The organism is Segatella copri (assembly GCF_009494395.1).
Lineage (GTDB): Bacteria > Bacteroidota > Bacteroidia > Bacteroidales > Bacteroidaceae > Prevotella.
This window is the reverse complement of sequence record NZ_VZCB01000060.1, coordinates 16,330-33,222: the sequence shown is the minus strand read 5'-3', so window position 1 is coordinate 33,222 and position 16,893 is coordinate 16,330. Positions and strand designations below refer to the sequence as shown.

The 16,893-nt window shown below is 46.4% G+C and carries 7 protein-coding genes and 1 pseudogene; all 8 read right to left on the bottom strand.

Going from position 1 to position 16,893, the window contains the following annotated elements; all coding sequences use genetic code 11:
• Nucleotides 1-110 precede the first annotated feature (110 nt).
• Nucleotides 111-1,553, bottom strand: a pseudogene (locus F7D73_RS08000) (hypothetical protein); the annotation flags it as partial.
• Between the two features lie 85 nt (nucleotides 1,554-1,638).
• On the bottom strand, nucleotides 1,639-3,396 hold the full coding sequence (locus F7D73_RS07995) for a RagB/SusD family nutrient uptake outer membrane protein (protein ID WP_153123696.1): 1,758 nt from the start codon (nucleotides 3,394-3,396) through the stop codon (nucleotides 1,639-1,641).
• Between the two features lie 49 nt (nucleotides 3,397-3,445).
• Entirely contained in the window at nucleotides 3,446-6,652 is a 3,207-nt protein-coding gene (locus F7D73_RS07990) for a SusC/RagA family TonB-linked outer membrane protein (RefSeq protein ID WP_153123694.1), read from the bottom strand.
• Between the two features lie 334 nt (nucleotides 6,653-6,986).
• Nucleotides 6,987-10,013, bottom strand: coding sequence for a ligand-binding sensor domain-containing protein (locus F7D73_RS07985; RefSeq protein WP_153123692.1), 3,027 nt, complete (start codon nucleotides 10,011-10,013; stop codon nucleotides 6,987-6,989).
• A 212-nt stretch (nucleotides 10,014-10,225) separates the two neighbouring features.
• The gene (locus F7D73_RS07980; protein ID WP_153123690.1) at nucleotides 10,226-10,432 is read right to left on the bottom strand and encodes a DUF6722 family protein; all 207 of its coding nucleotides are present in this window, start codon (nucleotides 10,430-10,432) and stop codon (nucleotides 10,226-10,228) included.
• 182 nt (nucleotides 10,433-10,614) lie between these two features.
• Nucleotides 10,615-12,540: a glycoside hydrolase family 13 protein gene (locus F7D73_RS07975; protein WP_153123688.1), complete on the bottom strand. Its 1,926-nt coding sequence runs from the start codon at nucleotides 12,538-12,540 to the stop codon at nucleotides 10,615-10,617.
• 26 nt (nucleotides 12,541-12,566) lie between these two features.
• Nucleotides 12,567-14,537 (bottom strand): type I pullulanase, encoded by a 1,971-nt coding sequence (gene pulA / locus F7D73_RS07970; RefSeq protein WP_153123686.1) that lies wholly within the window; start codon nucleotides 14,535-14,537, stop codon nucleotides 12,567-12,569.
• A 132-nt stretch (nucleotides 14,538-14,669) separates the two neighbouring features.
• Complete coding sequence (locus F7D73_RS07965) at nucleotides 14,670-16,805, bottom strand: glycoside hydrolase family 97 protein (RefSeq protein ID WP_153123685.1); 2,136 nt, start codon at nucleotides 16,803-16,805, stop codon at nucleotides 14,670-14,672.
• Nucleotides 16,806-16,893: the final 88 nt, after the last annotated feature.

Genomic DNA, 16,893 nt, shown 5'->3' with positions numbered 1-16,893 from the left:
GTAGAAACGGTCTTGCCTGCAGGAACATCAAACACATTAGAGAGAGCTCCGAAGAAAGCAGAAGTATTGTCCTCATTACCAATGACGGTATCAAACTCGAGGTGAGCCTTCTCAAGAGAGAGCTTGACGAAGAAGTCGTTAGGATCTACGCCAGAGATTCCAGTGTAGCCCATGTGATACTTATGTCCATTGGCTGCCAGGATATCGTACTTGATATCAACAGTGCCATCACCATTGTTGGTTGTATAGAGGGTAACCTTGGCGCCATCCATGTCAGCGAGCCATGTAGCCCAGTTATCAGGAGCACCGAATGGAGTTGCCTTGCCGTCATAAGCAGCACCCCAACCGAAGCAGTCGGCACGGGTAACACCGTATTCTGTTCCAGCACCGTTTACCATTACAACGAGGAAGTTTTCCCAGTTATTACCACCATTGGTATAGTTGGTAAACTGCATCACCTGAGTCTCATGAGGAGCTACCTTTACTGGATCTGACAGAACACCGAAGAATGGAGTTGAGTTGTCGGTAGCACCCAGGCTGTTGAACATCTTGTCAACAACGCTGAACTGAGCCTGACCTGTGATAGGAGAACTGCAGTTCTCGTTCTTGAATGTCTTGTTGTAGATAGCAACGAGTGTCTTCACACCAACCTGATCCATGTTAGGAACAGCCACGAATCCGAGTTCAGCAGCAGGAACCTCCTTGGTAATGCCAGTCTCGAATGTAATGGTAGCAGAAACGTTAGCCATTGCATCCTCAAGAGATGTACCTACCATTACCTTCTTAGGAACAGAGTGCAACTCCATAGAAAGAGGCTGCTTATCCTCTGCAGAAGTGAAACCACCGATAGGTTCGAGGTTAGACTGGAGGAAGTTGATGTAAGAACCTTCCGGTACAAGGAATGCACGGATATTGGTATCGCTTGCATCAGGATTGAGATTTGGGAGAGGGGTAGCCTGCTTGTATGTCTTGGTTACAGTTCCGTTGGTAATCTTGACGCTGAAGGCATTAGGGTCAGAACGGTCAACAGTAAGAACCACTGTACCACCGAGCTTCTGTACGCCTTCGTCGGTATCTTTTTCAAAAGTAAGATCACTTACTACACCACTTCTATCAATATAATCACCCCACTCAGAGTTACCGCTAGGCTGATTATCGAAACGGATAGCTCCATACTCCTTATAGTTAGCGCCACCACGATCATCATCACTAGCAAGGACGAGGGCGAAGTTCTTGTAGGTATTAGGAGCCGATGGGTTGATGTTCAGATTGAACACGGCATTCCAGGTCTTGCCATCAGGAATGACATAGTACTTGGAGAAGGCTGTCCACCAACCTGTAGAATAGTCAGTAGCACCGACTGTGTAAACATCCTCTTCACCTTCTGGCAATGCATTGTCATTGCCCTTAGCGGCATTGATGGAGTCTATCTTTTCTGAAATCCAATCAGGAGAGTTAACACTGAACATGTCACTTCCCTCGCATCCAGTCATCGCTGTCAATGCCATTGCAGCTACGCAGAAGACAGATGCTAATTTATTTAGGTGTTTCATATTATATTCTATATTATAAATATGTGAATTGTTTAGTTTTATCTCATGAGGCAGGTAATCCTGCCCCTTGAGATAATGAATATTGTTACTTGCTCAAGTCTACTACTGGATGAACTGTCCAACCTCTTCCGAAGAAATCAGATGAGTTATCCGTATTCGTATTAGCTGAGTTACCTGTCAGGTTAGGGTTATCATTCAACAAACCCTGATAGATAGGCAGGAACTCATGACCTGGTACGTATGTATCGTAAGAGCTCTTCACCTCAGAATCAACACCTACCAAAGAGTAGCTTACCGGCTCCTTTGCCTTGTATGGAGAACGACGGAAGGTTCCGTGCTCCTTCAACTGAGCCAAATGACCCTGATCATAGAAGAATCCCCAACGGATCAGGTCGTAACCACGACCGTACTCGCAACCGAACTCCTTAGGACGCTCTACATTGGCAATCTGCTCGAAGAGCTTATCCTTGCTATTGAAGTCTGAAAGCTTCAAGTCCTTCAGGTTGGCACGCTCACGAACCTGGTTAATCCAGTCGATAGCCTGCTGTGTAGGACCGTTCACCTCGTTCTCGCACTCTGCTGCACGGAGCAAAACGTCTGAGTAACGCATCATGCGGAGGTTGATACCGCAATGAAGACCGGTTGTCACCTTATCATAAAGGTTGGTACGGAAATTGGTCCACTTAGCGATAGGAAGACCACCATAGTTGTTGTTGGTTATGATGGTATCAGAAGCTGTCATCTCGGTCTTGTAAGCTACGTTACCATTCTCAAAACCAACCCAGTCAGTCTCGTATGTACCGATGGTCCAGTAGAGACGTGGATCCAACTTACCTTCCTTGGTACGCTCCTGCTTGAAGAGGTTGTACAACCATGGAGAAGCTGAGAGGTCAGCCCATCCACCGAATCTACCTGGAGCGAAGTTAGACTCAACGGCATGTCCCTGTGTAGCGTTAGGGCTTGTATTGACTGGAGTCCACTCATCATCCACACCCTGTGAACCGTAGTCGAGATACTGAATCTCGAAGAGGCTCTCGTCATTGTTCTCGTAAGCAGAACCCTCACGGAAGTTGTCGCCATAGTTGGCCATCAGCTTGTAAGAGCCATACTTCTTGTTCATGATGTCCTTGAGTACGGTGAGTGCTTCGCTGTACTTATGACGCTGCATCAGAGTGCGGGCATAGTAACCGGCAGCAGCACCGCAGGTTGCACGACCCTTAGCCCACTGACCACCTGCATCGCGAGATGGGAGGAGAGTCATAGCCTCTGCGAAATCCTTCTCCACCTGGTCGAGCACATCATCGTAGGTACTGTTCTTGCCATAGAGACCATCCAGAGAAGAATAGTTGGCATAATCAGTAATCAGCGCAGGATTCTGGTAATATCCTGCCAATGTATAGTATGAATAACCGCGGAGGAAGAGCGCCTGTCCCTTGATCTTCTTCATGGTCTCTGAGAGCGAAGCATCATCACCTGTGGTACGTGAAAGGATGAAGTTACATACATTAATAGTATAGTAAGCCTCACGCCAAGGCCACATGGAGATTTCGTCTGTTACTGGGTCGTTCATGTCGTCGAATGGCATATACCATACCTGTGATGAGTTCCAAACCTCATCGCCACGTGTCACATCGAGGGTATAACCCACACGTGCCGAAGAACCTTCCATACGGATATGGTTGTATGCTGCAATAACGCACTCCTCCAAATCATCTGCATTGAAACCGAAGGTTCCGGTGGTCTGCTGGTTTGGATTTGTTACCTCCAACTTGTCCTCACATGATGTAGTAGCCATTGCACCGAGGCCAAGGAAGAGAGCTAATGATAATTTATATAGTTTCATATCAAATGTTCTTTTAAATAATGATTCTTATACTTGTCTATTCTCATTATTAGAATGTGAAGTGGAGACCACACATGAATGTTCTTGCACTTGGGAAAGAGCAGAAGTTGTAACCTGGGGTAAAGGTACCGCCAGCATAGTCTACATTATATCCATGATAGCCTGTGAAGGTGTAGAGGTTCTGTGCTGATACATAGAGACGTACACCATTTACATATCCACCAAACCACTTGTCTGGGAAGTTGTAGCCCAACTCTACGTTGGCTATCTTCCAGTAAGCAGCATTCTGAATCTTGCGAGAGCTGAAGAGGTCGTTCCATGCCAAGGTAGCGTTGTTGGCTGCATAGGTGCGTGGAACACTAGAGAGGTAGGTAGAACCATCCTCTGACCAGCGGTTGGCATCCAGCATGCCTACTTCCTTGTTGCCATAGCCGTAGCAAGAGTTCAAACTGTTATAGATATCATCTGATACGTGATAATTCAATACTCCGTATGTAGAGATGTTGAGGTCGAAACCCTTATACTCCAAGTGAGTGCTCAAACCGAAGTTTACCTTTGGAAGACCACTGCCCAATACGGTCTGGTCGTAAGCATCGATTACGCCATCAGGAGTTCCGTCAGGACCTGAGATATCCTCATAGAGGCAGTCACCGACATTGGCACCCTGCTGAACAGCATTGTTGTCCAAATCTTCCTGAGTACGGGCGATTCCCTTGTAAACCCAACCGTAGAACTGACCAATCTCCTGACCTACGTAAGTAGCGTATGCACCAGAAATGTATGAATCCTTACCGATACCCAGAGAGGTTACCTTGTTCTTCAGGGTACTTACGTTGGCGCTGATATCATACTTGAGGGCATGATCGTGGTTGCGGTAGGTAGCGCTGAACTCGAAACCACTGTTCTCCATAGAGGCAGCGTTCATGGTTACAGCGGTGTTGGATACACCGGTCTGTGCTGGCACAGGAACTGAGTAAAGCAGGTCTTCTGACTTGTTCTTATACCACTCGGCAGTGAACTCCAAACGGTTGTTGAACATTGCCAGGTCGATACCCACGTTGGTGGTCTTCTTCTTCTCCCAGGCGATATCGTTGTTCACGAAGGTAGAAACGGCAGAACCGGTTACAGGACTGTTGCCGAAGCTGTAAGTCATGTTGTTACGGTTCATGGTAGCCATATACTGGTACTCACCGATGTTCTCGTTACCGAGCTCACCGTAGCTGGCACGAATCTTGAACATGTTAACGATGTCGCGGCTGATAGGGAAGAACTTCTCCTTATCGAAACGCCAACCTAAAGATACAGATGGGAAGGTTGCCCAACGGATGTTCTTGCTCAAGCGAGAGCTACCATCACGACGTACTACTGCAGAAAGCAGGTATTTCTCATCATAGTTATAGTTCAAACGACCTACGTATGATGCCAGGCTATGCTTAAACTCGAATGACTCTGAGTAAGTATTCTTGGCGTTCTGGAGCTGGAGGAAGTATGGCTCTGTGAAGTTGATACCCCAACCAGTCAGGAGGTTGGTATTCTCTTCCTCGTAAGTCATACCGGCGAGCAGGTTGATGTTGTGCTTGCCAATCTTTCCATCGTATGTAATGGTATTCTCAACCAGGGCATCGCTGTAGTTGCGTGAACCCTTGGTGAGGCGCTCATTCTCCTTGGCGAGATATACACGGTTGCTCTGAATCCAGGAAGGAATCCAGGTCTTATCCTTAGCCTCTGTCTTGCTGTAAGAGAGGTTTACATTATAGTGAAGACCATGGTTCTTGCTCTTGATGCCTACCATACCCAACAGGTCAACATCAGCAGAAGCTGTACCTACGAAGCGGTCAACCAATGTATTGCGCTGCAACATATTGTTAACCAACAATGGGTTAGAAGCAGAGATATCACCATGTACGCCATCATAGTAAACACCATAACCGTAAGCATCGTAGCGATAACCGTTGGCTGCACCCACCTTGTCATCGAGAACCCATGTAGAGTTATCGTAAGCCTTGATGGTAGGCTGCATCAGAAGTGTACCACGGAGCACGTTGGTTACATCACCGTAAAGACCCTGAACATACTCTGAGGCATTGGAAAGACCCATGTTGTCCTGGTTAGAGTGAGAGTAAACCATGCTGGTACGGAACTTCACGAACTTGGTGTCCATAGTGTTGTTGACACGGGCAGTATAACGCTCGTAGTTAGGGCCTGCACCTTCCAAGGTACCCTTCTGGTTATAGTAGTCGAGAGATACATTATAAGTACTGTGAGAGCTACCACCGCTGAGGGCTACGTTGTGGTTCTGGCGGATACCGGTCTTGAATACCTCGTCAAACCAATCTGTGTTGGTTTCGTCCTGGAAATGATACATTCCATCCTCGCCCATCTTGTAACCGCCAGGCAGAGGAGTGTTGGAATTCTTGCAAGCCTGACCCAGATAGTTGCTATACTGGTCAGCGTTCATTACATCATATACATCGCCAGGAATCTGGTCAACACCAAAGTAACCGGAGTAGTTCACCTTCAGAGGCTGGTCTTTCTTACCATTCTTGGTAGTGATGATAACGACACCATTGGCAGCACGAGAACCGTAGATGGCACCCGCAGAAGCATCCTTCAGAATCTGGATGGTCTCGATATCATTAGGAGAGAAGTCACGGATAGTGGTACCCATAGGCACACCGTCGATGACATAAAGAGGAGCTGTGCTACCGAAAGAACCGATACCACGAATTCTCACACTAGGATCTGCACCAGGCTGACCGTCTGATGTAATCTGTACACCGGCAACCTTACCCTCAAGCATGGTAGAGATGTTGGAATTAGATACCTTCTTCATCTCCTCAGCATTGACGATAGATACGGAACCGGTAAGGTCTGCCTTCTTCTGGGTACCATAACCTACGACAACCACCTGGTCGAGTATATGGTCATCAGAAGAGAGCTGGATAGCATCAATAATGGCACGACCGCGTACTGCAATCTCACGCTCCTTGTAGCCAAGATAGCTTACAAAAAGAGTGGCGTTCGCCTTCACACGGATTTCAAAATTACCATCCAAGTCGGTAACTGTACCTGTCTTGGCATCCTTAGTCTTGACTGTTGCGCCAATCAGAGGTTCACCCTGATCATCTACAACTTGTCCCTTGACTGTGATCACCTGGTCCTGTGCAACAGCAGCCATTGCGGGCATTGGGGCAACAAAAGAAGCGCCACCAACAGCACCAAGGCATAGCATCATAGAGAATAATTGTTTCCTCATTGCTTATCAATTTTTAGGTTTGTATTTTTGTTTATTCTAATTTCTATAGTTTGCAGTTGCTTTCGTCCGTTTACTCATTTTAGGGGTTGCGGATGGAAGTAAGTAGCGCAGGGCAAAGCCATACGCATCACAAATTTTCGGTGGCAAAAGTACAATTAATCAGTAATTATAGGGTGGACAAATGAAAAATATAGGTGGACAAAACGCATAAATATCTTATTTTTAGCTGATTTACATACTTATCCACCCTCTGTGTTCCCACACATACAAAAATAGGAATCACTTGACCTATATCAAGCAATTCCTATTTTCTGGGATTCTATTTTAAAATTTACTAATTTGATTTTTCCTCTTTATCCGGTTTCTCATCTACCATCTTATCCACTTTTTCATCTTCTTGGGCATCCCTGAAAGATGTAGGTGAAACTCCATACTGCTTGGTAAAACAGCGGGTGAAATACTTCGGATCATTGAAACCTACCCGGTAGGCTATCTCGGTAATGTTGCGATTGGCACCATTATCAACTATCATCTTCTTGGCAATATCCAGACGATAGTTTCGAATGAACTGAGCAGTAGGCAAGCCTGTTTCTGCAGTCAACTTCTTGCTCAGTACACTTCGGTTCATGCCCATCGCATCGGAAAGTTCCTGAACTCCAAACTCGGAATTATCATAATTCTTCTCCATCACCTCCATGACGCCTTCCATGAACGGATGCATATTCTCCACAACCTGTTTCTTGTCAGCTTCGATACTCTTCTTCTGACTTTCCTGATAACGCTGCTGATTTTGCAGAATCATCTGTATGCGGCTCTGGAGCTTTTCCGGTTCATCACTGTCCTTGAGTGCCGCTTCGATAGGTCGATACAGCGCCTCTACCTCCCGTTCACGCATCTTGTTAAGACGGCGTACATAAGCATATTGGAGCAGAGCTATGATACCTATTACTATAAGTGTAACGAACCACCAGCTCTTCCAGAAATAAGGAGTCACTGTAACATCAATAGAGATAACCTGCTCCTTATCGGAATTGATAGAAGGCGTATATTTCACTTCAAACTTATAATTACCGGCAGGCAAAGTAGAATACCGGACACTATGCTGCCCCGGTTTGAGCTGTACCCATTCATTCTCATACCCCGTCATTCGATAGAGATAAACTCCCTGAGTTCCACTGCCATAGTTGAGTGCTGAGAAATTGATGGTAAAAGACTTATCGCTCTCATGGATACTCAACTTCCTGGCAATAGAGATATCCTCATCCAGATAATCACTGCCGGCAAAAACCGGCTGGTTATCTACCAGAAGTTCGGTAAAACGCAGTTTTCCCGCATAAAGAGCAGAAAGATTGAGTCCCTGCACCGCCATCATTCCCTGATCCGTTCCCAGGAAGATTTCTCCCTTGGCATTGCGAATGGCTCCATTGAAATAGAACTGGGAACTGAGCAGACCATCCTCCCGATAGAAACTGCTGAAGGTTTCCGTCTTCGGATTAAAGACAGACAGTCCGTTGTCTGTGGCTATCCACAACATGCCCTGATTATCTTCCACAATGCCCTTGACGGTATTATTCGCCAATCCATTATTGGTAGTAAACGACTTCACGTGGGTCTTACCATCCTTATCATAGTTATAGCAATATAAGCCATAACCATTACTGCCGAGCCAGATTTTACCATTCTTGGCAAGACAGAAGGACAGAATTTTGTCTATCACCCCACTCTTCGGGTCATCAAGCTTATACTGATGATACTTAACCGCGAAATCACCCTTTCCATGAGGACGAGACTTCAAGTCTACTTCTACCATACCTTGCACGCAACCCATCAGGAGTTTACCTTGAGGAGTTATCAAGCTACCGATGCAACCACGCACATTCAAGCTACCCTTGAACGGTTCGATGATTTGCTGGCGCTTGAAGTCATAGAAGAAAAGACCGTCATTGGTTCCCAGCCACATACCATCATTCACGGAATCGTAAACCGAGACACCAGCAAACAGAAGCAGACGCTGATACTTGCTATCCACCACAAAAGGAGTAATCTTGCCAGGCTGCTTCAGATTCATCACCGCGAAACCTGCACCCCAGGTTCCTATCCACAGATTGCCACGATTATCGGCAGCAAGCGTAGAAACACTGTTATGAGGCAAACCGGAATTGGCGGTCGTATAATGCGTAAAGGTCTTGGAATGAGGAGCCAAGGCATTGAGACCTCCCTCCACGGTACCAACCCATAGCGTACCATCGGCAGCTGCATACATGGCATTGACCGCATTAGGAGAAATACTAGATGCATCAGCCGGGTCATGGCGATAGAATTCCAACTGCAACTGGCGTGGAGCCAACTTGGTTACACCACCGGTTTCAGTACCCACCCATATCTGTCCGTCATTAGAGAACAGACTGTTCACAAAGTTACTGCTCAATGGATTCACTGCACTGTTACAATTCCAATGCTCAATATTCCCTGTCTTATCATCTATGATATCTACACCACAGAGAGTACCCACCAGAAGCTTATCATCTGGAGAAACGGCGAGACTCGTCACTACTTCATGCTGGAGGGAATGATCGGTTGCCGAACAGTGGAATTCCTGCTTGGCACTATTAAACAAGCCGCGGTTGGTAGCCAACCAGATTTTTCCATGATAAGAAATGACGGCTCCCGCATATCGGTAATCAAGCGGTAAGAACATAGAACTGATGTTCTTTGCCACCAATCTGTTGTTTTGAACAGAGAATTCACTCACCACTCCATTATTGCACATCACCACCGTGCCATTGCGATACACATCGCAAAGACCGAAGTCAGGAGCATTGAATGGATAATCGATAGATAAGACACTACTTACCTCTCCCTTTTCATTGAAAGCGAAACGGGTAAGGATATTGATGGATACCATCCATATATTGCCCTTTGCATCACAATACATTCGGGTGCAAAGGTTCTTGAGTGCCTTGTTGAGCTGAGCTTCTATTTTTTCATTCTCACAAGGTGGAATGATAGGCTGCATCGTTTTGAGGTCGAGCACCTGCGGACCTTCCTCGAAGGCTATCCAAAGGCGCTTGAAATGATCTTCATAGACATTGCGGCAGCTATTGCTTCGCAGACTGATACCGGATGAACCCAGATTGAAGTTCATATAATTGAATCCGTCATAACGTACCAGTCCACCACCATGTGTACTGATCCAGACGAAGCCGTATGAATCCTGGAAAATATCATCCGCAAAATTATTAGGCATTCCTGCTGCCATGTTGAGGTAACTTACATTAAAGCGACTAGGAAGGCTGCCTTGCGCAAAACTGCTCAAGGTTATGAATAATGCTGCTATGATGGAAAAAATATATCTAGTCATTAACTATTCTTTTGCTCTTTTCTGTCTTCAATCTTAACGTAAATGAAAGAACCAACAGCAATCAAAGCCAGAAATATATACATTCCTAATAATCCGTAATCCATACTTATTTTACTTCCCTTTCTTATTATCTTCAATTTTGGAAAATACTATCATTCCTAAGCCTAAAAGCATAAGAGCGACATACATACTTAACAATCCTGCATCCATACTTATTTCTCCTTTCCCTTATCTTTTTTATCGTTATTATTATCTTTATGCAAGAAATAGACACCTATGGCAAACATTATCACCATGATGACTATTGCCCCTAATGCAGCAAAGATTGAATCAACCTTTACAAACATTGTGGTCAAAACGTATGCTGTTACTATATACTTCGCAACATCCAAGAACCATTTGCCTATTTCCTTATACATTTTTATTAAGTTTTTGTACTTCTGCATGCAAAAGTACGAAGAAAAAATGAAACCAAAGAATTTTTATCAAGAAAAAAACGTTCCTAGATGTGTAAAATTACAACTCTAGGAACGTTCATATAGGAATATACTTGCGTTGGCAATCGCAACTACTTGCGTCTGCCATCGCACCTACTTGCGTTTTAGAACTCAAGTATCATAGTCTGGCGAGGACGGAGCTTCACGTTCTTGTTGATCAGAACGGTGCGACCGTTTGTAACATCCGTAGCCTTGTCATGAGAACCGATAATCTCAGCATAGCGGGAAACATTCAGTTCGTTGGCTTCCTTCTTGCCATTGATGATGGTCATCACGCTCTTTCCCTTATACTGGCGGGCAATGACATACACACCCTTCTGTGGACAGAACTGGGTCTGCTTGCCCTTGGTGACAACCTCGTTGCCCTGACGCCAATGCAATAATCGGCTGAGCCAGTCGAACATCTGGTTTTCAGCCTGGGTTCTTCCTTCGGCAGTAAAGGCATTATGCTTGTCACCTGCCCAACCGCCTGGGAAATCCTTGCGCACATTGCCATCGGTTACGCTCTTGGTACCATTCATCAACACCTCAGTTCCGTAATAGAGCTGCGGGGTGCGGTTTACGGTCAAGAGAAGTGCCAAGGCCTGCTTCAATGCCAGAGTATCCTTGCCTTCACCCAGGAAGCGGTCGGTATCGTGATTCTCGACGAATGCCATCACGCTCTTTGGATTAGGATAGAGATAGTCGTAGCAGAACACATTGTAGATACGGTTCATACCATTCCACCAGTCATCGGTCTCCTCGTTCTTCGCACTATTGATGCGGTCGAAGAAGGCGAAATCCATAACGGTAGGCAGATAGCTGTTCTTTTCTGAGAGCTTGCTGTCTTTCTGCCATGCGGCGGTATAGGCAGGCTCGGTTACCCAAGTCTCGCCTACGGTATTGAAGTGAGGATATTCCTCGCCCAGCACTTTCATCCAGTGTGCCATCGCATCACGGTCGGCGTATGGATAGGTATCCATGCGGATGCCATCGATGCCAACGGTCTCTATCCACCACTCACTGTTCTGAATCAGATACTTGATGACGTGCGGATTGCGCTGGTTCAAATCCGGCATAGATGGAACAAACCATCCATCCACGGTTTCTGTGAGATCAACCTTGCTGGCGTATGGGTCGAGTACTGGAGTCAGCTTATAATTGGTCTGGAGATACTTGTCATTTACCTTGGCAGCACCATCCATGGTTCCGATATTCTTCTGATGCTCTGGAGTCTGGTTTTCAGGAGCAAGCCACTCCGGAGTATTGAACCAATCCTTCGATGGCATATCGGCTACCCAAGGATGATCGAAACCGCAGTGGTTGAAAATCATATCCATCACAATCTTCAGACCCTTCTTGTGAGCCTCATCAATGAGTTGCTTATACTCTGCATTGGTTCCGAAGCGTGGATCCACACGATAGTAGTTGGTGGTGGCATAACCATGATAGGTACTGTTCTTGCCATCATTAGGACTGTCGTTCTCCAAAACCGGAGTAAACCACAGGGCAGTTACGCCCAACTGGCTGAAATAATCCAGGTGCTGGCGGATTCCCTCCAGGTCACCACCATGACGAAGACTAGGTGCCGTGCGGTCGCAGGTCTTGTCACGCATGTTCTTGAATGCATCGTTCTTCAGATTTCCATTGGCAAAACGGTCAGGCATCAGCATGTAGAGCACATCCTTGTTAGAGAAGCCGATGCGCTTGTCTCCCGCCATCTCGCGGTTCTTCAACACATACTTCACCTTCTTCGACTGCTTGCCCTGCTTGAAATTGAGGGTCATCTCTCCTGCCTTGGCGCCATCGAGATTGAGATAAACAAGGAGATAGTTAGGAGAATCGAGGCGGGCGATGCTATCCACCTTCACACCAGGATAATCTACCGTAACATCGGCATTCTTGATATCCTTGCCATACACCATCAGCTGGAGCGAAGCATCCTTCATGCCCACATACCAGTCAGTTGGTTCTATGCGGCTTACGTTGACCGCTGCGTTCATACTTATTGCGCTACCCATAAGCAATAATGAAGCTATTATCTTTTTCATAATTTACACCTTATTATATATATAGACTATTTCTGATAAAGAATCAAGGCAGACTGAGGGGCAACCTCTACTTCCTTGCCGGAGATAAAGCCCAGACCTTCCTCGTTGATGACTCCGTTGCAGCAAGCCACGGTATAGTTGCCTTCAGGAATCTGCATCTTCTTAGTCTGCTTGTTGAAATTATAGATGACTACGATATGCTTCCAGGCATCAATACCTTCCAGGTTCTTGAGCTGGAAACCTACGAGACAGCTCTGTTCCTTGCCGTTGGCATCCTGATTAGACAAAAACTCCAGATGCTCACGTACCTTATCGCCTGTAGAAAGACGGAAGGCTGGATGGTTCTTGCGGAGCTGGATCAGATTCTTATAGAAGGTGAATGCCTGTGGATACTTCTGCAGATTGGTCCAGGTAAACTGGTTGATGCTGTCTGGAGAGTTGAAGCTGTTGTGAACCCCCTTCTTGTCGCGGAGCATCTCCTCACCGGCAAGAATGAAAGGTACACCCTGGGAAGTGAAGACGCAGGTCTGTGCAAGCTGGTCGATGCGAAGCAACTCGGCAATACGCATCTCCTCCGGGATACTCTTATCTGTCAGGGATGGGATACTTGCCTTCAATCTATCTACCAGACACATATCGTCGTGGCAGCTTACATAACTGATCTGCTCGGTTGGGTTGTTGGTCCAAGGCTTCTTGTCATAGTTCACCTTGTTCATATCCACCTGCGGATGAGCGATGCCACCCACGATACCGAACTTCAGGCTCTCCTCCTGTCCAGGAAGACCAGCCAGAAGCGCACCCTTATGGTCATCAGAGAAAGGACCACGGAGGGCATCACGCATATCATCGCTGAAGGCACCGATACCATTGAGCTGGTGGGTATTCGCCTTCATGGCAAGTTTCTCGGTAGGATAAGCACAGCTGCCTGCGCTCCATCCCTCACCATAGATATAGATGCTAGGATCAATACGGTTCACCAACTCACGGATAGCCTGCATGGTCTCGATATCATGCACACCCATCAGGTCAAAACGGAAACCGTCGATATGATATTCATCTATCCAATACTTCACGCTCTCCAGCATAAACTGGCGCATCAAAACCTTTTCTGAAGCAGTCTCGTTTCCACAGCCGGAGCCGTCAGAGTACTTGCCATCCTTGGTCTTGCGATAATAATAATCAGGATAAGTACGCTGGAAGTTGCTGCCGTTGATATCGAAAGTATGGTTGTATACGGCATCGAAAATCACTCGGATGCCTGCCTTGTGAAGCGCCATCACCATCTCCTTGAACTCCTTGATGCGGGTTCCCGGAGAATATGGGTCGGTACTATAACTGCCTTCCGGCACATTATAATTCTTTGGATCATAACCCCAGTTGAACTGTGGCTTGTTGAGCTGGGTTTCATCTACTGATGCGTAATCGAATACCGGCTGGAAATGGATGGCATTGATGCCGAGGTTCTTGAGATATTCGATGGCACCAGGCTCTGTAAGGGCAAGATACTTACCCTTATACTTCAAATCAGATGTAGGAGAAATGGAGAAATCACGTACGTGGAGCTCGTAAATGACGAGATCGGCTGGTGATTTCAAGGCAGGACGCACGTCCTTATCCCATCCAGATGGATCGGTATCGTACAAATCAACGATGGCACCACGATTTCCGTTCACACCTACTGCTTTGGCAAATGTTCCCGGAGTTTCACCCTTGCCGATATCAAAGGTATAGAACTTTCCCTTGAGGTCGCCCTTCACGGTAGCTTCCCAGCGCTCATCACCCATCTTCTTCATTTTCAGCGCTTTATAAGCCTTTCCCTTTTGTCCGTCCTTATAAAGACGGATGGTAACAGAAGACTTGCCGGCTGTAGGGGCATTGAGTACAAACATGGTTTTCTCCTTGGAATACATCATCTCATTGAATGTCTGCTGAGCACTCAATGAAGTAGGTAATATCGATGCTGTCAATGCTGCAATTATTAGTTTTTGGACTTTCATACTGTTAAGTTGCTATTATACAGGACATTAACGTGAGCAAAACGTAGAATAAGTGTCCCAGATTATCTACACTCATTTTTAGCGTATTTCCGTCCAACCCGACAGTTGGACGGAAATACGGAAATTATAGACTTATTTAGCGAGCAATGAGATGGCGAAACCACCACCACGTGCTTCTTTAATCTTCAAGACATCACCCTTCTTCACAGTCTTGTGGATAATCTGGTAAGATTTAGGATTCTTCTCGTAATCGGCATTCTTGCCGTCCTGATAGATAGCGCAAGCATACTTCTTGCCCTTATCCAGGAAGTCGAGCTTTACTACGGCTGTGCGGGCAGCATCTGTCTTGCCACCAACAAACCAGTTATCGGTACCCTTAGCCTTGCGGGCTACGGTGATATACTTGGCTGGCTCAGCCTCCAGATACTTGGAGTCGTCCCAGTCGCAAGCTACATCACGGATGAACTGGAAGGCATCATCATACTTCTCATAATGCTCTGGAAGATCGGCCGCCATCTGCAGCGGACTGTACATCACGAGATAGAGCGAAAGCTGACCACAGAGTGTGGTATGAACATAGCTCTGGTTGTTGCTCCACTCAGAAAGCTTGGTCTCGAAGATACCAGGGGTATAATCCATCGGACCACCCTGCAGACGGGTGAATGGCAACATCACGGTATGATAAGATACAGAACCGCCAAATGCTTCGTACTCTGTACCACGTGCACTCTCGTTACCAACCAGGTTAGGCCAGGTGCGGCAGATACCAGTAGGACGGGTTGCCTCGTGGGCATTTACCATGATATGATGCTTGGCTGCTGTCTCGATGACACGCTGATAGTGATTGTTCATCAACTGGCTGTAGTGATACTCACCTCTTGGGATGATATCGCCGACATAACCGGTCTTCACGGCATCATAACCGTATTTGTTCATCAGGTTGAAGGCATCCTCCAGATGGCGCTCATAATTGAGTGCAGAAGAAGATGTCTCGTGGTGCATCATCAGCTTCACGCCCTTAGAATGAGCGTATTCATTGAGCATCTTGATATCGAAATCAGGATATGGAGTCACGAAATCAAAGACATCGAGTTTCTGATGACCGAACCAGTCTTCCCAACCTTCGTTCCAGCCTTCTACCAGAACCTCCTGCAAACCGTTCTTGGCAGCAAAGTCGATATAGCGCTTTACTTCCTCGTTGGTTGCACCATGAGTACCGTTAGGCTTGCACTTGCTGTAATCGGTTACACCGAGACGAACGGATGGCAGGTCGTTGGTATAGCTCCAGGTCTTGGTGCCTACAATCATGTTCCACCATACACCGCAGTACTTGGTAGGATGAATCCATGAAGTATCCTCAATCTTGCAAGGCTCGTTGAGGTTCAATGTCAGCTTGCATGAAAGCATATCACGGGCATCATCACTAACGAGGACGGTACGCCAAGGTGTATTGAACGGAGTCTGGATGAATCCCTTTCTGCCTACGGCATCAGGAGTCAGCCAAGACTCAAAGGTCAATGTCTTTTCATCCAGGTTGAGGTGCATGGTTGGATAATCCAGGCAGGCAGCCTCGTGGATATTGATATAGAGTCCATCCTTGGTCTTCATCTGGAGAGAGGTCTGAACACCGGTATCAGAGAAGACGGTAGTAGAAGAATTGCTCTTGTAAGCTTCTCGGTTCTTCGCAATAATTGGACGAATACCGGTCAATGGGGTAATCTGATATTCATACTCCTGAGTGTCGTAATCGCCAGGAATCCAGTAAGCGGTATGATCGCCTGCCATGGCAAACTGGGTATGCTCCTCCTGAATGACGAAATAGTTAAGACTTTCCTGCTGAGGGAACTCATAGCGCAAACCCATACCATAATCATAAACACGGAAGCGGATGGTGATGTTACGCTTGGATGAAGCCTGGTTCAGGTTTACCTCCATCTCGTTGTAGTTGTTACGGATGGTAGCGGTTTCGCCCCATACTGGCTTCCAGGTTTCATCGAAGGTCGATGTCTTGCTGCCAGTCTCTGTAAAACCATCCATCAGGCTGGTTTCCTCCATACCCTTAGAAGCATGCTTATCCTTAGCCAACTCCAATCCGAGATGAGATGGCTTACATACAGTCTTTCCCTTATAGCTCATCTCGTAGGTAGGCTGTCCCTTTTCTGTCAAAGAGAAAGTTACTGAGACGTTGCCGTTAGGCGACTTAACGGTCTGGGCTGCTGCCAACATAGGGAGCAAGAGGCCCATCACTAATACATTCAGTTTCTTCATATTGTTCAGTTATTGCTTATTCTTGTTTTTTGAATTCTTGTTAGTTCGTCTTCATCATAATCAGTTTATTCTTAAGACAGTGCAAAGA